Consider the following 20453-nt stretch of genomic DNA (forward strand, 5'->3'; position numbering starts at 1 on the left):
GACCAAGGGCGGGATCGTAGGGTGGGCAAAGCGAAGCGTGCCCACCGTTTCTCCTCAATCGCGGGAGGATGGTGGGCACGGCGCTGACGCGCCTTTGCCCACCCTACGGCTGGAGCCTTACTCCGCCGTCCAGCCGCCGTCGATCGACAGGTTGGTGCCGGTGATCTGCGCGGCATCGTCGCCGCACAGGAACAGCGCGAGGGCTGCGACCTGCTCGGAGGTGACGAACTCCTTGGTCGGCTGCGCGTCGAGCAGCACGTCGTTGATGACCTGCTCGCGCGTGAGGTTGCGCGCCTTCATCGTGTCGGGGATCTGCTTCTCCACCAGCGGCGTCCAGACATAGCCGGGGCTGATGCAGTTGCAGGTGATCTTGTGGGTCGCGACCTCGAGCGCCACGGTCTTGGTCAGGCCGGCGATGCCGTGCTTGGCCGACACATAGGCGGACTTGAAGGGCGAGGCGACCAGCGAGTGCGCCGACGCCGTGTTGATGATACGGCCCCAGCCCTTCTTCTTCATGCCGGGCACCGCCGCGCGGATGGCATGGAAAGCCGAGGACAGGTTGATCGCGATGATCTGGTCCCATTTCTCAACCGGGAATTCCTCGATCGGCGAGACGAACTGGATGCCGGCATTGTTGACGAGGATGTCGACCGAGCCGAACGACTTCTCGCCGAGCGCGATCATCCCGGCGATCTCGGCGGGCTTGGTCATGTCGGCCGGCGAATACACCGCCTTCACGCCGAAGTCGGACTCGATCTTGGCGCGTTCCTTCTCGATGTCCTCCGGCGAGCCGAAGCCGTTGATGACGACATTGGCGCCGGCGGCGGCGAAGGCGCGCGCATAGGCGAGCCCGATGCCGCTGGTCGAACCGGTCACGACGGCGTTCTTGCCTGACAGACTACCCATGTTATTCGCTCCTTTTTGGCGGGGGCGCGGTGACGTCCCCCGTGAGATCGTAGGTCACCATGGTCTCGCCGGACTGCGGCCGCTCGAGCCAGTCCTTGTGGCGCATCGACAGATGCACGTCGCGCACGCCGGCTTCCCAGTGCTCGACCATGGCGACATGCGAGAAGTCGTAATCCTTCGACGAGGATTCGTAGTTCTTGCTGCGATAGATCAGATGCACCACGGTGACGGTGCTTTCGCGCGATACCTTCGCGAGGAATTCCACGGAAGGATCATTCTTCAGATAATCGGGCAATTTGGAAATCAGATCGCGCACGGCCCGGCGGGCGTTGTGGATCTGCTTGTTCTTGTCGGTGTTCATCCGCGTGCGGCTGGAGAAGCGGATGTCCTTCTCGCGCTCGGTCGCCTCGAGCAGCGAATTCGGCAGATCGCCGCGGGCGCTGAACAGATCGACCTGGAAGATCAGCATGTCGCGAGCGACCTCGGCATCGAGCACGTAGTCGAGCGGCGTGTTGGAGGCGATGCCGCCGTCCCAATAGTGCTCGCCTTCGATCACGACGGACGGAAATCCCGGCGGCAGCGCGCCGGAGGCCATGATGTGCTCGGGGCCGATGGTCTTGCCGAGCTTCTTGAACTCGTAATTGTCGAAATATTTGAAGTTGCCCGAGGTGACGCCGACGGCGCCGACCGACAGGCGCGTCTTCAGATCGTTGATGCGATCAAAATCGACCAGGCGCTCCAGCGTCTTCTTCAGCGGCGCGGTGTCGTAATAACTCTCGGCCTGCTTGGTGCCGGGCGGCCAGAGCGGCGCGGGCGGAATGCGCGGCGTGAAGAAACCGGGCACGCCGAAGGTCGCGATCAATGCGGCACTGGTCGAATTGAACAGCTCGCGGCTGTGATCGCTCTTGCCGATCGGCTTCCACGGCACCGGCGCCGACACCATCTCCCAGAATTCCTTGAGCCGCTTGACGCGGGTCTGTCCCTCGTTGCCGGCGATGATGGCGGCGTTGACCGCGCCGATCGAGATGCCGGCGACCCATTCCGGCTCGAAGTCGAAATGGCACAGCGACTGGTAGGCGCCGGCCTGATAGGAGCCGAGCGCCCCACCGCCCTGGAGGACCAGGACGCGCTGCGCCTTCGCGGGGACTGTTGCGACTTCCGGGCTATGATCTGTCATCTGGGAACAATAGCAAAAGGCGAGCCACCGTGGCGACAGTCCGCCGCGGCGTCAATGCATCCCGGGATCAAGTCTGGCTTATCGGGGGTCGGTCGAGGCCAGGATCATGGTCCAGAACACCTTGTATTTGGTGCCGGGAGCATAGCCCGCCGCGATGCCCAGTTTTGTGACACCGCTCTTGAGCATGTTGGCCCGGTGCGGAGGCGAGTCGCGCCAGCCGGAAAACGCTTCCGCCAGCGTATGATAGCCCGCCGAAACGTTCTCGACCGCCACCGTCGCCGGATAGCCGCCCGCGCTGAGGCGCTTGGCCAGCGGGGCGCGGACATCATGGTCCATCTTGTTGGCCGCCGCCATGGCCTGGGACTGGGATTCGGCGAGCCGCATCAGATCGGGGTCGATCACGACGGTGCCGAGGGCGTTGTTCTGGCGGTATTGCGAGATCATGATCGCTGCCGCCTGCGCATCGAGCTTGGTGCCCGGGACCGACATGTCGGCATACATCGACGGCTGCTGGACCGGTGCTTCGTTGCCGGCGCAGCCGGCGAGAAGCAAAGTGATGAGTATTGCGGCCGCAGCGCGCATGTTCAGGGGCCCCCAAATGAGGGGCCGTTGTTGCATACCAACCGTGGCTGAAAGGTGAATATTGAGGAAGATTTGAGCTTTCGGCCGAGGCGCCTACTAGCCCGCAAATATCCGGTAGCGGCGCGGTTCGAGGCCGATCGTGTCGCCGGCGCGCAGTTCCCTGTCGCGGGGGGCGTCGATCTCGATGGTCTCGCCGCCGGATAGCGCCACCTCGGCCCGCTGCACGGGGCCGAAATTCCGGACGTGCTGCACAGCGCCCTCGAAGGCACCGCTTCCGGGCGGGCCGACCAGCATATCATGTCGCCGCACGAACAGTTTTGACGCGCCAGACACCAAGCCGTCTGCTGCAAGATTGAGTGGGCGGTCGCCGAGCCTGATGACGCCGCCTTCGACCTGGACCGGCAGCTCGATGGATTCGCCGATGAAGCCGTGGACGAAGGCGGTCGCCGGGCTTTCATAGACGTCGTCGGGCGAGCCGATCTGCTCGATCCTACCCTTGTCCATCACCACGACGCGGTTGGCGACTTCGAGCGCCTCCTCCTGGTCGTGGGTGACGAAGATCGAGGTGACGTTGATCTCCTGGTGCAGCGAGCGCAGCCATCGGCGCAGCTCCTTGCGCACCTTGGCATCGAGCGCGCCGAAGGGCTCGTCGAGCAGGAGGATGCGCGGCTCGATCGCGAGCGCGCGGGCGAGTGCGATGCGCTGGCGCTGGCCGCCGGAGAGCTGGCTCGGATAGCGGTCGGCGAGCCAGTCGAGCTGCACGAGATCGAGCAGCTCCTTGACGCGCGCACGAATGGTGGACTCGTCCTTACGGCTGGCGCGCGGCTGCACGCGCAGGCCGAAGGCGACGTTCTCGAACACCGTCATGTGGCGGAACAGCGCGTAGTGCTGGAACACGAAGCCGACGTTCCGTTCGCGCGCGCCCCGCGCCAGCGCATCCTCGCCATTGAAGGAAACCTCGCCGGAATCGGGCCAGTCGAGGCCGGCGATGATGCGCAGCAGCGTGGTCTTGCCGGAACCGGACGGACCGAGCAGCGCCAGCAGCTCGCCATTGTCGACCTTGAGATCGACGCCGTCGAGGGCTTTGAAGCTGCCGAACTGCTTGACGAGATTCCTGACTTCAATGGTCACTTGCGTCGTGTCCTTCGTCGAGGTGACGTTCGAGAACGGTCTTGGCGATCAACGTGATCAGGGCCAGCATCGCCAGCAGCGAGGCGATCGCAAACGCAGCGACGAACTGGTACTCGTTGTAGAGAATCTCGACCAGCAGCGGCATGGTGTTGGTCTCGCCGCGGATGTGTCCGGATACCACCGACACGGCGCCGAATTCGCCCATCGCGCGCGCGTTGCAGAGCAGGACGCCGTAGAGCACGCCCCATTTGATGTTGGGCAGGGTGACGCGGAAGAAGGTCTGCAGGCCGGAGGCGCCGAGCGAGATCGCGGCCTCCTCCTCCTGCGTGCCCTGCTCCTGCATCAGGGGGATCAGCGCGCGCGCCACGAACGGGAAGGTCACGAAGGTGGTGGCGAGCGCGATGCCGGGCACCGCGAACAGGATCTGGATATCGTGATCCCTAAGCCAGCTGCCGAAATATCCCTGCGCGCCGAACAGCAGCACGAAGACGAGGCCCGAGATCACCGGGCTCACCGAGAACGGCAGGTCGATCAGCGTGATCAGGAAGGTCTTGCCGCTAAACTCGAACTTGGCGATGGCCCATGCCGCGACGAGGCCGAATACGAGATTGAGGCCGACCGAGATCGCCGCGACCAGCAGCGTCAGCTTGATCGCAGCCAGCGCCTCCGGCTCGGCGAGCGCGGACAGATAAGCGAGAACGCCTCTCGAAAAGGCCTGCGCGAACACCAGAACCAGCGGCAGCACGACGAAGACGCTGAGGAAGACCACCGCCAGCGCAATGATGGCGATACGTATTGCGGGCGGCTCGGTGCGGAGGCTGTCCCGGGCGGCGGCCGCGTGGGCACGCGCGCGCGCATCGGTCGAAGGCAGCGAGACGGAATCTGCGATCTGCATCGTCATGATCTGCCCTCAGCGCGCCGGGATCCGGCTCTGCGCCCAGCGCTGGAGCCGGTTGACGGCGAAGATGATGACGAAGGAGACGACGAGCATGACCACCGCGATAGCGGTCGCGTCGGCATAGCGGAATTCGGACAGCCGGATCACGATCAGGAGCGGCGCGATCTCGGAGACATTAGGCAGATTGCCGGCGATGAAGATCACCGAGCCGTATTCGCCGACCGCGCGGGCGAAGGCGAGCGCGAGGCCGGTGAGCAGCGCCGGTCCGAGCGAGGGCAGGATCACGCGGATGATGGTCTGCCAGCGGCTGGCGCCGAGGCTGCCGGCGGCCTCCTCGATCTCGGGGTCGAGGTCCTGGAGCACCGGCTGCACGGTGCGCACCACGAAGGGGATGCCGATGAAGATCATGGCGACGAAGATGCCGATCGGCGTGAATGCCACCTTGATACCGAGCGCTGCGAGCGGCGCACCCAGCCAGCCCGTCTCGGCAAACAGCGCCGTCAGCGCCACGCCGGCGACCGCCGTCGGCAGCGCGAACGGCACGTCGACGATGGCGTCGAACAGCCGGCGCCCGGGGAAGCGGTAACGCACCAGCGCCCAGACGATGATGCTGCCCATGACGAGATTGACGCAGGCCGCCGCAAAGGCGAGGCCGAAGGAGACGCGCAAGGCGTTGAGGGTGCGGCGGCTGGACAGGATGTTCCAGAATTGCTCGGGGCTCAGCTCCAGCGATTTCAGGAACAGCCCGGCCAGCGGAATCAGAATGATGATGGAGAGCCAGGAAAGCGTCAGTCCCATCGTGAGACCGAAGCCCGGCAATGTCCGTCGTCGTGCTGCAACTGCGCTCACCAGGCCCCCTGCTACTCCTAAGACGGCGCCCGATCAGTTCTTGTAGATCTGATCAAAGACGCCGCCGTCGGCAAAATGTTCCTTCTGCGCCTTGGTCCAGCCGCCGAAAACGTCGTCGATCGTGAACAGTTCGACCTTGGCGAAGGAGTTTTCGTACTTCTTGGCGATCTCGGCGTCGCGCGGACGGTAGAAATTGCGCGCGGCGATTTCTTGACCTTCCTTGGTATACCAATACTGGAGGTAGGCATCGGCCGCGTTGCGGGTGCCTTTTTTATCGGCAACCTTGTCGACGATCGCGACCGGCGGCTCGGCGAGGATCGATTGCGGCGGCGCCACGATCTCGAACTTCTGCGCACCAAACTCCTTCAGGGCGAGATAGGCCTCGTTCTCCCAGGCCAGCAGCACGTCGCCGACGCCGCGCTCGACGAAGGTCACGGTGGCGCCGCGCGCACCGGTATCGAGCACCGGCACCTGCTGGTAGAGCTTTCCGATGAAGTCCTTGGCCTTGTCGGCCGAGCCGTATTTCTTTTGGGCAAAGCCCCAGGCGGCGAGATAATTCCAGCGCGCCCCGCCGGAGGTCTTCGGGTTCGGCGTGATCACCGAGACACCGGTCTTGAGCAGATCGTCCCAGTCCTTGATGCCCTTCGGATTGCCCTTGCGCACCAGAAACACGATGGTCGAGGTATAGGGCGATGAATTCTGCGGCAAACGCTTCTGCCAGTCGGTCGCGGTGAGGCCCTTGTTCGCGACGGCGTCGATGTCATAGGCGAGCGCGAGCGTCACCACATCGGCCTGCAATCCGTCGATCACGGCACGCGCCTGCGAGCCGCTGCCGCCATGCGACTGCTTGATCTCGACGCTCTTGCCGGTTTCCTTTTGATAGGCATTCGCGAACGCCTTGTTGAACTCGGCATAGAGCTCACGCGTCGGATCGTACGACACGTTCAAGAGATTGATGTCAGCGGCGAGAGCCGAGCTTGCCAACAATCCAGTCAAGAGCAGCCCTGCCGCGAGCGGAACGATACGGCGCATCATGTCCATCTCCATTTACCTCGACGACGTCATCGTCATCGATGGCACGCGGGCATAACTCGGGGCGAAACGCTCTCAAGTCAACGGAACCGGATTTTCTTGTTCGTAGCCGGACAGCTCGACTGTGCTACGAAGTCTTCATCGTGTGGATGCCGCATTCTGTCTTGGCTCGGCCGCGCCAGCGACCGGCGCGTGCATCCTCGCCCTCGGCCGTTCTGCTGGTGCAAGGCATACACCCAACCGACAGGAAACCGGACTCCACCAACGGATGACGCGGCAATTTGGCGCGGACGAAGATGGCTTCGAGTTCCTCGCGCGAGACATTGGCAAAGGGGTTGAACTTCAACCGCGCGCCATCATCCTCGACCACCGGAATGTCGGTGCGCGCATTGCCCTGAAAGCGCTTGCGGCCATTGAGCCACGCATCGAACGGCTTCAGTGCACGCGCCAGCGGCTCGACCTTGCGGATGCGGCAGCAGGCGTCTGGATCGGAGAACCAGAGGTCGCGGTCGGGATCTTCGCGCGACAGCGTCTCCTCGACAGGCTTGATCGAGCGGACGTCCTTCAAGCCGAGTTCCGCGATCAGCGTGTCGCGATAGGCCAGCGTCTCCTCGAACAGCCAGCCGGTGTCGAGGAAGATCACGGGGATCGCCGGATCGACGTCGGCCATGACCTTCAGCAGCGTCGCCGATTCCGTGCCGAAGGACGACACCAGCGCAAGCTTCTCGCGCCCAACCGCCTTCAACGCCGCGGCAATGACTTCCGCAGGCGAGGCATCGCGCAACGCGCGATCGAGCTCCTCCGCCGAGGGCAGCGCGGACGCGGACACCGAAGCGACCTGGGGCGCGATTGCGTTCACGTGCCGACACCTTCGGAGTGACGCAGCTGCATCCGCCGGTGCAGCGCGGTGATGCGGCCGTCGCCGGTCGGCTGATAGAACACCGAATAGCGCTTCGCGGTCTGCATGAAGGCTTCCGCGTCGGCCTGCTTCTTGACCTCGAAGGAATCGAAGCCGGCACGCAGCATGAACACGAACTGATCGCGCAGCACCTGGCCGGTGGCACGCAAATCGCCGCGATAATTATAGCGCTCGCGCAGCAGGCGCGCCTGGCTGTAGGCGCGGCCATCGCGGAAGCTCGGGAACACCAATGCGACGACGGCGATCTTGCCGAGATAGGGCACGAGCTCGGCGATATCGCGATTGTTCGGCCAGATCACGCCGACCTTGCCGCCGCGCTTGAGCAGCGCGTCCGCATCGCTGAGGAAGCGCTCGGCCGGCACCAGGATGTCGCCGCCCTCGGGCAGCGGCGTGTCGACGGCAAGCTTGACGAAGCTGTCGTCGGCGATTTTTCCGCCGTTAACGAGTGGCATAGACGCGCTCCTTGAAGGGTTCGACGCCGAGGCGCTTCACCGTGTCGACGAACAGCTCCTCCGGCCGCTCGCGCAGCGCCAGATAGGCTTCCACGATGTCCTCGACGACGTCAGCGACCTCGTCAAACTTGACGCCGGGGCCGATCAGATTGCCAAGCGCGGCGCTCTCGTCGGCACGGCCGCCGATGGTGATCTGGTAGACCTCCTCGCCGTTCTTCTCGACACCGAGAATGCCGATATGACCGACATGATGATGGCCGCAGGCATTGATGCAGCCGGAGATGTTGATATGCAGCCGCCCGATCAGATTGGCGAGCTCATGGTTGGCAAAGCGCCGCGTCAGCTCCTGCGCGATCGGGATCGAGCGCGCATTGGCCAACGAGCAATAGTCGAGCCCCGGGCAGGCGATGATGTCGGTGATCAGGTTGACGTTCGGCGTCGCCAGCCCAAGCTTGTCGAGCGCCTTCCACAGCGCCGGCAGGTCGCGCTTGGCAACATGCGGCAGCGCCAAATTCTGCTCATGACCGACGCGGATCTCGCCGAAGGAATATTTGTCGGCGAGATCGGCCAGCGCATCCATCTGCTCGGCCGTGGCATCGCCCGGAGGCGCGCCGATCGGCTTCAGCGAGATCGTGACGATGGAGTAGCCCGGGTTCTTGTGCGCGGCGACCGAGTTCTTGCGCCACGCCTCGAAATCGGGATCGGCCGCTGCCTGGCGCAGCTCGTCCGGCATGTGCGGCAGCTTCTCGTAAGCCGGATAGATGAAGCGCGAGCGGATGTCCTCGATCACCTCGTCGTCGATCTGAAGCGAGGAGTTGCGGATATGCTGCCACTCCTCCTCGACCTCGCGGGAGAACTTCTCGATGCCGAGCTCGTGCACCAGGATCTTGATGCGCGCCTTGTAGATATTGTCGCGGCGGCCGTACTGGTTGTAGACGCGCAGGATCGCCTCGATATAGCTCAGGAGATCGCGGCCGTGGACGAAGTGCTTGATGGTCTTGCCGATGAACGGCGTGCGGCCGAGACCGCCGCCGACCAGCACCTCGAAGCCGGTTTCGCCCTTCTCGTTCTTGATCAGCCGCAGGCCGATGTCGTGGACCTTGATCGCAGCGCGGTCGTGATCCGAAGCGGTGATCGCGATCTTGAACTTGCGCGGCAGGAACGAGAACTCCGGATGCAGCGTAGTGTGCTGGCGGATCAGCTCCGACCAGATGCGGGGATCCTCGATCTCGCCCGGCGCGACGCCGGCCCACTGATCCGAGGTGACGTTGCGCATGTTGTTGCCGGAGGTCTGCATCGCGTGGATGCCGACCTCGGCGAGATCGGCCAGCGCATCCGGCAGGTCCGAAAGCTTGATCCAGTTGAACTGGATGTTCTGGCGCGTGGTGAAATGGCCGTAGCCGCGGTCATATTTGCGCGCGACATGGGCAAGCTGCCGCAACTGGTTCGACGCCAGCGTTCCGTAGGGAATCGCGACGCGGAACATGTAGGCGTGCAGTTGCAGATAGACGCCGTTCTGCAAGCGCAGCATCTTGAATTCGTCCTCGGTCAACTCGCCCGAGAGACGGCGTTGCACCTGGTCGCGGAATTCCGAGACGCGCTCGTTGACCAGCGTGCGATCGATTTCGTCGTAAGCGTACATGATTAAAGTGCCTTACAGCCCGACCTGCGATTAAACCGGCAAGTCGATGGTCACGCCATCGCGGCGGATCTGCTCGCGCAGATTTCCGGGCACGATCTTGCCGTCCTCGCCGATCTGGACCGGAGCGATATAGGGACCAATCGCGCCGACGTCATCGGCCACGGCCTCGGCGAGCAACGCTTTCGCCTCATCGGAGTTTCGCACGATCGCGGCGTCTGCGAGGTCAGCCGACCAGCCCTTGGCAGCGGTGCGGTAGACGACGACGCCATCCCAGGTACGGTTAGCGGTCACGACGGAGGAATCGCTGATTTTAAGTTTCTTTTGCAAGGGAGAGGTCATTCGGCAGCATCCAGGAGGTCAGAGATGATTTGTTTGGGTGTTTCGCGGCGAAGCGAGCCGGCATGCCGGACCACGTCGCCGATGATGAGGATGGCGGGACCGCCATGGGTCCGCCGCACGAGCTCGGGCAGGTCGCGCAGCGTGCCGATCGCGCCTTGTGCATCCGGCCGCGTGACGCGGGAGAATACGCCGACCGGCGTCTCCGGCGAACGGCCGGCCGCGAACAAGCCTTCGCGGATCGCCGGGGCCGCGGTCATGCCCATGTAGACCACGACGGTCATTTTGGTGTCGGTCAGCGTCGACCAGTCCACGTTCTCGGCATCGCGCGCCTTGTGCGCGGTGAGGAAGGTGATGCGGGTCGCCTCATGACGATAGGTGAGTGGCACCTCGAAATCGGAGGCGCCGCCGAGCCCTGCCGTGATGCCGGGAATGATCGAATAGGCGACGCCGGCCGCGCGCAGCGCTTCGACCTCTTCGCCGCCGCGGCCGAACACCAAGGGGTCGCCGCCCTTCAGCCGCACCACGCGCTGGCCGGATTGCGCGGCCTCGATCATGCGCTTGTTGATGGCGTCCTGGCCGATGCCGGGCTTGCCGACGCGCCGGCCGACCGGAACGCGCGTGGTGTCGCGGCGGATGCGGTCGAGAATTTCGCCCGAGACCAGTTCGTCATGAAAGACGATGTCGGCATCCTGGAGCGCGCGCAGCGCCTTGATGGTGAGAAGATCAGGATCGCCGGGCCCGGCGCCGACCAGCGCGACCGAGCCTTCCGGCTTGTCGGCACGCGCGAATGCGGACGGATCGGAGATCGCCCTGATCGCGGCGTCGGCCTCGCCCTTGCGGCCCGCGAGCACAGACGCGCCGATCGGACCGTCGATGACGCGCTCCCAGAAGCGGCGGCGCAGCGGAAACTCGGCGATGCGCTCGTTGATGGATTTGCGGAAGCCGCCGATGAACTCGGCAAGCTCGCCGATGCGGGCCGGCAGCAGCGCCTCGATCTTCTCGCGCACGCGCCGCGCCACCACCGGCGAGGTGCCGCCGGTGCCGACCGCGACTACGACATCGCCGCGATCGACGATCGCCGGGAAGATGAAGCTGGAATGTTCGAGATCGTCCATGACGTTGACGGGCAGGCCGAGCGCCTTGGCGCGGACCGACATGGCAACGCCGACATCGCCCGCGCCGGCGCAAACGATGGCAATGACGCCCGAGAGATCGGCGGTGAGCGGATCGCCAGTCGCGATTTCAATCCGCGCCGCGTCTTCGGAGCTGAGGCTCAGGTCCTGATTGCCGTCGATCGCATGCACGCGGATGCGCGCACCGGCAGCGGCGAGCACGCGCAGCTTAGCGCGCAAAAGCTCACCCGCGCCGATGAGGACCACCGGACCGGCCTTGAGATCGAGGAACACCGGCAAGAACCGCATGCGATACTCGCTTCCCCCACATCCGGGGTTGACTGGAATTATTTTCTATATATGTGTCGTTTCGAGCGCGCAAAGAGAAAATTTTTTCTTCTCTTCTGCACCGCAACTATAGAAAATTCGCCTCCAAACGCAAAGTGGCAGAGATGCATCTTCTCAGGACCGATTCCGGTGCAGATGGACGGGACTTCCGGGCTCCCGTTTCCGAGCAAATTCCCGTCGGGCTGACCGCCCCCAACATGGACCATTTGGACCAGCTTGAGGCGCAGAGCATCTACATTTTCCGCGAGGCCTTCGGCCGCCTGAAGAAGATCGCCCTGCTGTGGTCGCTCGGCAAGGACTCCAACGTCATGATCTGGCTGGCGCGCAAGGCGTTCTTCGGCCGGCTGCCGTTCCCGGCCCTCCACGTCGATACCGGCAAGAAGTTTCCGGAGATGTATCGCTTCCGCGATCACTACGGGAAAGAGTGGGAGCTCGACCTGCGCGTCGAACCCTGCCCGCCGATCGATGCCGTCGACCCAACGCTGCCGCCGGCGGCCCGTTCCGCTGCGCGCAAGACCGAAGGTCTGAAGATGGCGCTCGCCAAATTCGGCTTTGACGGCCTGATCGCCGGCATCCGCCGCGACGAAGAGGCGACGCGCGCCAAGGAGCGCGTGTTCTCGCCGCGCGGGCTCGAAGGCAATTGGGACGTGCGCGATCAGCCGCCGGAGTTCTGGGACCATTTCAACGCCTCGCCGCCGCAAGGCGCGCATTTGCGCATCCATCCGATCCTGCATTGGACCGAGGCCGACATCTGGGCCTACACCAAGCGCGAGAACATTCCGATCATCCCGCTGTATCTCGCCAAGGACGGCAAGCGCTATCGCTCGCTGGGCGATCAGGACATCACCAATCCGGTCGCGTCGACCGCGTCGACCATCGACGAGATCCTGGTCGAGCTCGAGCAGACCAAGGTGCCGGAGCGCGCCGGCCGTGCGCTCGACCACGAGACCGAGGACGCCTTCGAGCGTCTGCGCGTCGCCGGCTATCTCTGATTCAAGGACGCAACGCGGCTATGAACATGATCGTCACCCCCGCTTCGCCCGCCACTCCGAACGGCACCACGCGTCCGCAGGTCCGTATCGTGATCGTCGGCCATGTCGACCACGGCAAGTCGACGCTGGTCGGGCGCCTGCTGCACGAGACCGGCAGCCTGCCCGACGGCAAGCTCGAGATGCTGAAAGCCGTCAGCGCGCGGCGCGGCATGCCGTTCGAATGGTCGTTCCTGCTCGACGCGCTCCAGACCGAGCGCGATCAGGGTATCACCATCGACACCACGCAGATCCGCTTCCGCACCAATTCGCGCGACATCGTGCTGATCGACGCGCCCGGCCATGCCGAATTCCTGCGCAACATGATCACCGGTGCGTCGCAGGCGGACGGCGCGGTGCTGATCATCGACGCGCTCGAAGGCGTGCGTGACCAGACCCGGCGGCACGGCTATCTGCTGCACCTGCTCGGCGTGAAGCAGGTCGCGATCGTCGTCAACAAGATGGACCGCGTCGATTTCAGCGCCGAGCGCTTCAAAGAAATCAGCGACGAGATTTCGGCGCATCTCAACGGCCTCGGCGTGACGCCGACGGCGGTGATCCCGATCTCGGCCCGCGATGGCGACGGCGTCGCGGAGCGCACCGACCGCATCGGCTGGTACAAGGGTCCGACCATGGTCGAGGCGCTGGACCAGCTCGAGCCGGCGCGTCCGCTGGAAGCCCTCGCCCTGCGCCTGCCGGTGCAGGCGATCTACAAGTTCGACGACCGCCGCATCGTGGCGGGCCGCATCGAATCCGGCAGCCTCATTGCCGGCGACGAGATCGTGATCATGCCGGCCGGCAAGATCGCCAGGATCAAGACGGTCGAAAGCTGGCCGGTAACGCCGGTCGCCGGACGGCAGGGCGCGGGGCGCTCGGTCGGCATCACGCTCGACCGCGAATTGTTCATCGAGCGCGGCGACATCGTCGCGCATGTCGGCTCCGCACCGCGCGAGACGCGCCGTCTGCGCGCGCGCATCTTCTGGCTGCACGACAAGCCGCTCGCCAAGGGCGACCAGCTGCTGGTCCGCTGCGGCCCGAAGGAAAGCCGCGCCACCGTCGTCGCCATCGAGAAGGCGGTCGATCCCGGCGAGCTGTCGAGCGTCGAGAACAAGGCGATCGGCCGCAACCATGTCGGCGAGATCGACATTTCTCTTTCGAGCCCAATTGCCGCCGATCCCTACACCGAGAATCCGCGCACCGGCCGTCTCGTGATCGAAGTCTCGGGGCGCATCGCCGGCGGTGGTCTCGTGCTGTCGGTCGATGCCGGCCAGCGCGCCGTGCCGGTCGACATCGTGCCGGTGGAATCGGCGCTGCGGCCCGACGAACGCTCCGCGCGCTACCGCCACAACGGCGCCGTGGTCTGGCTCACCGGCCTGCCGGCGTCCGGCAAGTCGACGCTGGCGAAGGCGCTGGAACGTCGGCTGTTCACCAATGGCGGCTCGCCGATCCTGCTCGACGGCGACACGCTGCGCGCCGGGCTCAACAACGATCTCGGATTCTCCGCCGCCGACCGCAGCGAGAACATCCGCCGCCTCGCCGAAGTCGCGACCCATCTCGCCCGCAACGGCCACATCGCGATCGTCGCCGCCGTCTCGCCGGCACGCGAGGACCGCGCCACCGCGCGCCGCATCGCCGACACCGCGTTCCGCGAGATCCATGTCGCGACGCCGGCAGAGGTCTGCGAGGATCGCGATCCCAAGGGCCATTACAAGAAGGCCCGCGCCGGCGCGCTGGCGTCGTTCACCGGCATCGGCAACGACTACGAGCGACCCGAGGCTGCCGAGCTCGTGATCGACACGTCGGCCCGCACGGTTGCCGACGCCGCGGACGAGATCGAACGGATGCTGAAGACCACCGGCGTGCTGTTCGACGAGCTCGTGGACCTCGCCGCGAATATTTGAGCGCGCGCTCTCCACGAGAGACGCCGCGCTCTGTCCCCACGCTCTACTGCGTTCCCTCCCCCCTTGCGGGGAAGGGCTAGGGAGAGGGGTCCACACGGGGACTCTCTCCATCAGCGCGAGCACTCCGCTCCGTCGAATTCAGGCACACCTTTTCCTGGGCTACCCCTCTCCCCCGCCCTCCCCCGCAAGGGGGGAGGGAGCGCATCTGTGCGCGTGGCGCTAAGCCGGGCTGAAGCGTTTGTAAAACGAGCCAGACCCACACCTCGCCTTGACATTTTGACAACTTTTGGAGGCCTTCTCACGGCCCCGATTTTGGGGCTAATAGGCCCTGAAAGCTGCCCCTTATGGGCGCATTTTGCTGCTGTCGGGTCAAAAGCAGCCAAAAAACAGCCATTTCCAACAAGAAAGCCCATCATGAAACGCGTCGACGCCCACGGATTGAAGATCGCTCCCGTCCTGTTTGACTTCATCGCCAAGGAAGCGGCCCCGAAAACGGGGATCGCGCCGGATGCGTTCTGGGCCGGGGTCGCCGCCATCATCAAGGATCTGGGGCCGAAGAACCGCGCGCTGCTGGCGGTGCGCGACACGCTGCAGGCCAAGATCGACGACTGGCACCGCGCCAACAAGGGCAAGGCGTTCGACCTCGATGCCTATACCGCGTTCCTGAAGGAGATCGGCTATCTCGTCCCGGAGCCGGCGACGCAGAAGGTCGAGACCGCCAATGTCGATGAAGAAATCGGCAAGATCTGCGGCCCGCAGCTCGTCGTGCCTCTCACCAACGCACGCTATGCGCTGAACGCGGCGAACGCGCGCTGGGGCTCGCTCTATGACGCCTTCTACGGCACCGACGCGATCCCGCACGACGCTGCCGAGAGCGGCAAAGGTTACAACAAGGCGCGCGGCGACAAGGTGATCGCCAAGGCCAAGGCGTTCCTCGATGCCGCCGTGCCGCTGGCGACCGGCAGCCACACCGACGTCACCGCCTATAGCGTCGTCGCGGGCCAGCTCGCGGTGAAGCTGAAGAGCGGCAATGCCACCGCGCTGAAGAACGCCGCGCAATTCGCGGGCTTCCAGGGTGATGCCGCCGCGCCGTCCGCGGTGCTGCTCGCCAACAACGGCCTGCACGTCGAGGTCAAGATCGACCGCAGCAGCGTGATCGGCAAGGACGATCCCGCCGGCGTCGCCGATATGATCATGGAGTCCGCGGTCTCGACCATCCTCGACATGGAAGACTCGGTCGCCGCGGTCGATGCCGAGGACAAGGTGCTGGTCTATCGCAACACGCTTGGCCTGATGAACGGCACGCTCTCGGCCGATTTCGAGAAGGGCGGCAAGACGCTGACCCGTTCGCTCAACAGTGACCGCAGCTACAAGACGCCGGACGGCAAGGGCGAAGTGAAGCTGCATGGCCGCAGCCTGCTGCTGATGCGCAATTGCGGTCACCACATGTTCACCGACGCGGTGCTGGACGAGAAGGACGAGGAAATTCCGGAAGGCCTGCTCGACGCCGCCGTCTCGGGGCTTCTTGCGATTCACGACATCAAGGGCAACTCCAAGGTCAAGAACAGCCGCACCGGATCTGCCTATATCGTCAAGCCGAAGATGCACGGCCCGGATGAGGTGTCGCTGACCTGCGAGATTTTTGACCGCGTCGAGAAGATGCTGTCGCTGCCCGAGAACACGCTCAAGGTCGGCATCATGGACGAGGAGCGGCGCACCACCGTCAACCTCAAGGCCTGCATCCAACGCGCCTCCAAGCGCATCATGTTCATCAACACCGGCTTCCTCGACCGCACCGGCGACGAGATCCACACCTCGATGGAAGCGGGTCCGATGATCCGCAAGAACGAGATGAAGGCGCAGGCCTGGATCAAGGCCTATGAGGACTGGAACGTCGACATGGGCCTGATCGACGGCCTGCCCGGCCATGCCCAGATCGGCAAGGGCATGTGGGCCGCGCCCGACAAGATGGCGGACATGCTGCAACAGAAGCTGGCGCATCCGCAGGCCGGCGCCACCACCGCCTGGGTGCCCTCGCCGACGGCGGCAACGCTGCACGCCCTGCACTATCACCAGGTCAACGTCACCGCGCGTCAGCAGGAGCTGACCAAGGGCGGTCCGCGCGCGAAGCTGTCCGACATCCTCACCATTCCGGTGTCGAAGTCGAACTGGGCGCCCGACGACGTCAAGCAGGAGATCGACAACAACTGCCAGGGCATCCTCGGCTATGTCGTGCGCTGGATCGACCAGGGCGTCGGCTGCTCCAAGGTGCCTGATATCCACGATGTCGGCCTGATGGAAGACCGCGCCACCTTGCGCATCTCCAGCCAGCATCTCGCCAACTGGCTGCATCAGGGCGTGATCACCGAGGCGCAGGTGATGGAATCGCTCAAGCGCATGGCCGTCGTGGTCGACAAGCAGAACGCCGGCGATGCGATCTACAAGCCGATGGCGCCCGCCTTCGACGGTGTCGCGTTCAAGGCGGCCTGCGACCTGATCTTCAAGGGGCGCGAGCAGCCGAACGGCTACACCGAGTACATCCTCACCGCCCGCCGCCGCGAGGCCAAGGCTGCGGGCTAGAGCCCGGTCATTCAAACACCAAAGCCCCGGCTCGCGCCGGGGCTTTTTTGTTTTCGGGCCGTAGCCCGGATGGAGCGAAGCGCAATCCGGGACCGGCGTTGCTTGGGGCAGGCCCCCGGATTTCGCTGCGCTCCATCCGGGCTACACGCCCTACCCCGCTAAAACACCGTCAGATATTTCAGCAGCGACACGACGCCGATGATGATGACGACCACACGCGCGATTTGCTTGGCGCGACCGTCCATGGGCAGCATGTTGATGAGATAGAGCACGAGAATGACGACGAGAAAGGTGACGAGTACGCCGACCAGCATCGCAAGGACCCCCCTTCAGGCAAATTGCTACGGTGTTCTAACGCCTATCTCCAGCGCAGGTTCCATCACGGCAACCCACTGCAACTTCTAGTAAATACGTACTTCTACGATCAGCCGGCCTGCCTAAAACTTTACCCTTTTCGTTTCAGATGCAGAAACCGTTTGGGTGATGCGCCGCAAACGGCATGCGATTGCCGATCTGCCTGCCCCTCCGTTTTGATGTTGCCGGGGCGTCTCGACGAACTTTGCAATGGGAATTTTAGGAGGCTTCGATGCTGAATCGTCTGACCGTGTCCGCGCTGCTGAAGGCGGTGATCGCCATCACCTCGGTCTGCGTGGTGATTGCGCTCTCGCTCACCGCCTACGCCTCCTGGGACCGCCTCAAGACCGCTAACCGCATCTCGCAGATCGCCGACGCCTCCGCCGATCTGTTCAAGGCGATGCACAATCTGCGCACCGACCGCTCGACCACGTCCCGGCTGCTGAACGCGACCGAGCCGATGGACTCCGAGATCGAGAGATATCTGCGCGCGCTGCGCGATGCCCAGATGCCGGCGATGGCCCGCGCGCTCGAGCTGCTGCCGAGCATCGACTTCCCGCAATCGGGCGCGCTGGTGCCTGAGCTCGCGCGGCTCTACAAGCTGCTGGGCGAAGAGCAGAAGCAGTTCTGGGAGGATGTTGCCAAACCGAAGGACCAGCGCCGCGCCGGCCTGACCAAGGAATACATGGAGACGACGCAGGGGCTGCTCGACGTGCTCGACAAGCTCTCGGGCGTCCTCGCCGCCACCGTCAACCACCAGGATGCCGTGATCGACCAGCTGCTGTCGATCAAGCAGAGCGCCTGGCTGCTCCGCAACACCGCGGGCGAGGCCTCACTGATCGTCTCGACCGGACTTGCGGCCGGCAAGATCTCGCCGGAGGGCCGCTACAACTATACCCAATTTGTCGGCGGTACGGCCGCGATGTGGAAAGCGCTGGAATTGTCGACCTCGGGCATGCAATTGCCGCCCGCGCTCGCCTCGGCCATGACCACGGCCAAGACCGCTTATTTCGAGCCGCAATATCTCACCCTGCGCGACCGTCTCGCGGACACCCTGGTCAAGGGTGAGAAGGCCGAGCTGACGGCCAACCAGTGGAGCCCGCTCACGGTCGGCCGTATGGCCAGTGCGGTCGCGGTGGCCGAAGCCGCGCTCGACGCCGCCCGGAGCTACACGCAGGAGCAGCGCAGTACCGCACAGCGCGCGCTGATCGTGCAGCTTGCACTCCTGGCGCTCGCCATCGGCCTCGCCGTCGGCGCGGTCATGCTGGTCAGCCGCCGCGTCATCCATCCCCTCAACACCATCCGCGACGCCATGCTCAAGGTCGCCGGCGGCGACCTCGCCGTCGACAGCGGCTATCTCGACCGCCAGGACGAGATCGGCGCGCTTGCCGGCGCGCTGGAAACCTTCAAGCAGCAGGCGACCGAGAAGCTCAAGATCGAGGCGCAGGAGCGCGAGCGCAATGTCGGCGCGGCCGCGCGCCAGCGCGCCGTCGAGACCTATGTCGGCGAGTTCGAGGGCGCGGTGCGCAAGACGCTCGGCGAACTGAGCGAGGCGTCCGGCGAGATGCGCAAGACCTCGGGTGATCTCTCCGCGGTGTCGCGCCAGACCAACGACCGCGTCCAGGTCGCCGGCAAGGCCTCCAACGACGCCTCCATGAGCGTCGACAGCGTCGCCGCCGCCGCCGAGGAGCTCTCCGCCTCGATCAACGACATCAGCCAGCAGGCGGCGCACGCCGCGGGCATTGCCAGCCGCGCCGTCAACCAGGCCCGCGAGACCGACGGCACGGTGCAAGGGCTGGCGCAGTCCGCAGGACGCATCGGCGAGGTCGTCGGCCTGATCAACACCATCGCGGCGCAGACCAATCTGCTCGCGCTCAACGCGACGATCGAGGCCGCACGTGCGGGCGAAGCCGGGCGCGGTTTCGCGGTCGTGGCCTCCGAGGTGAAATCGCTGGCGAGCCAGACCGCCAAAGCCACCGAGGAAATCTCCGGGCAGATCGCCGACATCCAGAGGGTGGCGAGCGACGCCATCAACGCGATCCAGACCATCGGTGGCATCATCGGCGAAGTGAACGAGGTCGCCACCGCGATCGCCGCCGCCGTACAGGAGCAGGGCGCGGCGACCCAGGAGATCACGCGCAGCACGCAATTTGCGGCGCAGGGCACCAGGAACGTGTCGGACAACATCAACGGCGTGAAGGCCGACGCGGATGCTGCCGCCGGTGCGGCGGACAACGTCAAGCAGGCCTCGGAAACGCTGGAAACCCAGAGCCGCCAGCTCGGCCAGCAGGTCAGCGACTTCCTGGGGAAAATCCGCGCGGCGTAGGACTGCGGATTGGATAGAAAGCTGCCGCTACACCTTCAGTGTCGTCTCGGCGAACGCCGGGACCCATAACCACAGGGAGAAGTTGTCGCGCGAGCTGCTAACCACGTGCCTTCGTCAAACCGCTTCCTGTAGTTATGGATCCCGGATCTGCGCTCCGCTTGTCCGGGACGACAGTGGAGATCGAGGCGCTAGCGCCGCAACCCACTTGAGGCCGCACCGCCCCTACTCCTTCGCGACCACCGGCACCTGGCGGAACCTGGCGCGCACCGACTCCGGCAGCGGCGAAAAATTCATCGCGACGCCACGGCGGTCGTTGGCGTTGCGGTTGGCGACCACCAGGCCATCGCTGCCCGCGACGATGTCACCCTTGCGCAAGGTCGGATCGTCCTCGACCTTGACCTGGGCAAGTCCGACCGGATCCTTGCCGTTGCACGTGCAGCCCGCGACGATCTCGTTGCGGAAGCGGAACGCGTTGGGCAGGTCGGAATAGGATTTTCCCTTGTCCGTCGTGGCGTCGTCGATGTTGCTGCCATAGACCAGCGAGGTTTCGGACGTCGGGCAGAAGCTCTTGCAGGATTTCGCCTTGCTTTCGGCGTCGTTTCCTTGCGCCGGGAAGTAGCGGCCATCGCAACCGCGCACGCAATAGGCGATGCCGCCGCCATAAGAGGCCCGCTGGCGCGGCGTGTCGTAGCGCGGCATGTCATCGGTCGGGAACGGCATGCGGATCTCCGGCGCGGAGCGCGCGCGGAAGCCGCCGAACAGCGCCGAGAAGAAGTCTTCCGCATGCGCCGACGGCGTCAACGCGAGGCCGAGCGAGGCGACGGCGAAGCACGCCGCCGCGCCACCGGCCAGTTTGCCGATCGAACGTCTCTTCATA

General features: G+C 64.9%; 18 protein-coding genes. 4 read left to right on the forward strand and 14 right to left on the reverse strand.

What is annotated here, in order from left to right:
- Positions 1–117 precede the first annotated feature (117 nt).
- From AC0L3X_RS36515 to cysG, 12 genes are all read right to left on the reverse strand, one after another.
- The gene (locus AC0L3X_RS36515) at positions 118–906 is read right to left on the reverse strand and encodes a 3-hydroxybutyrate dehydrogenase (protein ID WP_028157423.1); all 789 of its coding nucleotides are present in this window, start codon (positions 904–906) and stop codon (positions 118–120) included.
- A 1-nt stretch (position 907) separates the two neighbouring features.
- Positions 908–2083: a DUF3734 domain-containing protein gene (locus tag AC0L3X_RS36520; RefSeq protein WP_063980999.1), complete on the reverse strand. Its 1176-nt coding sequence runs from the start codon at positions 2081–2083 to the stop codon at positions 908–910.
- 78 nt (positions 2084–2161) lie between these two features.
- Positions 2162–2665, reverse strand: coding sequence for a CAP domain-containing protein (locus AC0L3X_RS36525; RefSeq protein WP_063980998.1), 504 nt, complete (start codon positions 2663–2665; stop codon positions 2162–2164).
- 96 nt (positions 2666–2761) lie between these two features.
- Complete coding sequence (locus tag AC0L3X_RS36530) at positions 2762–3796, reverse strand: sulfate/molybdate ABC transporter ATP-binding protein (RefSeq protein WP_063980997.1); 1035 nt, start codon at positions 3794–3796, stop codon at positions 2762–2764.
- A complete protein-coding gene (cysW, locus tag AC0L3X_RS36535) occupies positions 3786–4697 on the reverse strand; it encodes a sulfate ABC transporter permease subunit CysW (RefSeq protein ID WP_063980996.1) in 912 nt (303 codons plus the stop codon). Before cysW ends, AC0L3X_RS36530 begins: the two co-directional genes overlap by 11 nt.
- 9 nt (positions 4698–4706) lie before the next feature.
- Positions 4707–5543: a sulfate ABC transporter permease subunit CysT gene (gene cysT / locus AC0L3X_RS36540; RefSeq protein ID WP_071916676.1), complete on the reverse strand. Its 837-nt coding sequence runs from the start codon at positions 5541–5543 to the stop codon at positions 4707–4709.
- A gap of 33 nt (positions 5544–5576) precedes the next feature.
- Complete coding sequence (locus tag AC0L3X_RS36545) at positions 5577–6578, reverse strand: sulfate ABC transporter substrate-binding protein (protein WP_028148402.1); 1002 nt, start codon at positions 6576–6578, stop codon at positions 5577–5579.
- A gap of 124 nt (positions 6579–6702) precedes the next feature.
- The gene (locus tag AC0L3X_RS36550) at positions 6703–7434 is read right to left on the reverse strand and encodes a phosphoadenylyl-sulfate reductase (protein WP_063980995.1); all 732 of its coding nucleotides are present in this window, start codon (positions 7432–7434) and stop codon (positions 6703–6705) included.
- Positions 7431–7946: a DUF934 domain-containing protein gene (locus AC0L3X_RS36555; RefSeq protein WP_063980994.1), complete on the reverse strand. Its 516-nt coding sequence runs from the start codon at positions 7944–7946 to the stop codon at positions 7431–7433. The genes AC0L3X_RS36550 and AC0L3X_RS36555 overlap by 4 nt, the downstream gene beginning before the upstream one ends.
- Positions 7933–9588: a nitrite/sulfite reductase gene (locus tag AC0L3X_RS36560; protein WP_063980993.1), complete on the reverse strand. Its 1656-nt coding sequence runs from the start codon at positions 9586–9588 to the stop codon at positions 7933–7935. Before AC0L3X_RS36560 ends, AC0L3X_RS36555 begins: the two co-directional genes overlap by 14 nt.
- Before the next feature lie 30 nt (positions 9589–9618).
- Complete coding sequence (locus AC0L3X_RS36565; protein ID WP_071916679.1) at positions 9619–9927, reverse strand: DUF2849 domain-containing protein; 309 nt, start codon at positions 9925–9927, stop codon at positions 9619–9621.
- Entirely contained in the window at positions 9924–11348 is a 1425-nt protein-coding gene (gene cysG / locus AC0L3X_RS36570; RefSeq protein WP_063980991.1) for a siroheme synthase CysG, read from the reverse strand. Before cysG ends, AC0L3X_RS36565 begins: the two co-directional genes overlap by 4 nt.
- A 236-nt stretch (positions 11349–11584) precedes the next feature.
- On the opposite strand from cysG, the gene cysD reads away from it, so the two are divergent.
- The 3 genes from cysD to AC0L3X_RS36585 all read left to right on the forward strand — a co-directional run bounded on the left by cysD (position 11585) and on the right by AC0L3X_RS36585 (position 16896).
- On the forward strand, positions 11585–12379 hold the full coding sequence (gene cysD, locus AC0L3X_RS36575; protein ID WP_063980990.1) for a sulfate adenylyltransferase subunit CysD: 795 nt from the start codon (positions 11585–11587) through the stop codon (positions 12377–12379).
- A 20-nt stretch (positions 12380–12399) separates the two neighbouring features.
- A complete protein-coding gene (gene cysC, locus AC0L3X_RS36580; RefSeq protein WP_473317227.1) occupies positions 12400–14316 on the forward strand; it encodes an adenylyl-sulfate kinase in 1917 nt (638 codons plus the stop codon).
- Positions 14317–14730: 414 nt separating this feature from the next.
- On the forward strand, positions 14731–16896 hold the full coding sequence (locus AC0L3X_RS36585) for a malate synthase G (RefSeq protein ID WP_063980988.1): 2166 nt from the start codon (positions 14731–14733) through the stop codon (positions 16894–16896).
- A 158-nt stretch (positions 16897–17054) separates the two neighbouring features.
- Here AC0L3X_RS36585 and AC0L3X_RS36590 read toward each other — a convergent pair whose 3' ends face one another.
- Positions 17055–17210, reverse strand: a complete 156-nt coding sequence (locus tag AC0L3X_RS36590) for a Thivi_2564 family membrane protein (RefSeq protein WP_011084288.1) — start codon at positions 17208–17210, stop codon at positions 17055–17057.
- A gap of 272 nt (positions 17211–17482) precedes the next feature.
- Here AC0L3X_RS36590 and AC0L3X_RS36595 point away from each other — a divergent pair, with 272 nt between their 5' ends.
- Positions 17483–19576 carry a methyl-accepting chemotaxis protein gene (locus tag AC0L3X_RS36595; RefSeq protein WP_354132147.1) on the forward strand — a complete coding sequence of 698 codons (2094 nt, stop codon included), beginning with the start codon at positions 17483–17485 and terminating at the stop codon, positions 19574–19576.
- Positions 19577–19798: 222 nt separating this feature from the next.
- Here AC0L3X_RS36595 and AC0L3X_RS36600 read toward each other — a convergent pair whose 3' ends face one another.
- Positions 19799–20452 carry a DUF2865 domain-containing protein gene (locus tag AC0L3X_RS36600; RefSeq protein WP_063980986.1) on the reverse strand — a complete coding sequence of 218 codons (654 nt, stop codon included), beginning with the start codon at positions 20450–20452 and terminating at the stop codon, positions 19799–19801.
- Position 20453 lies beyond the last annotated feature (1 nt).

Source organism: Bradyrhizobium sp. MI1.7 (assembly GCF_055811795.1).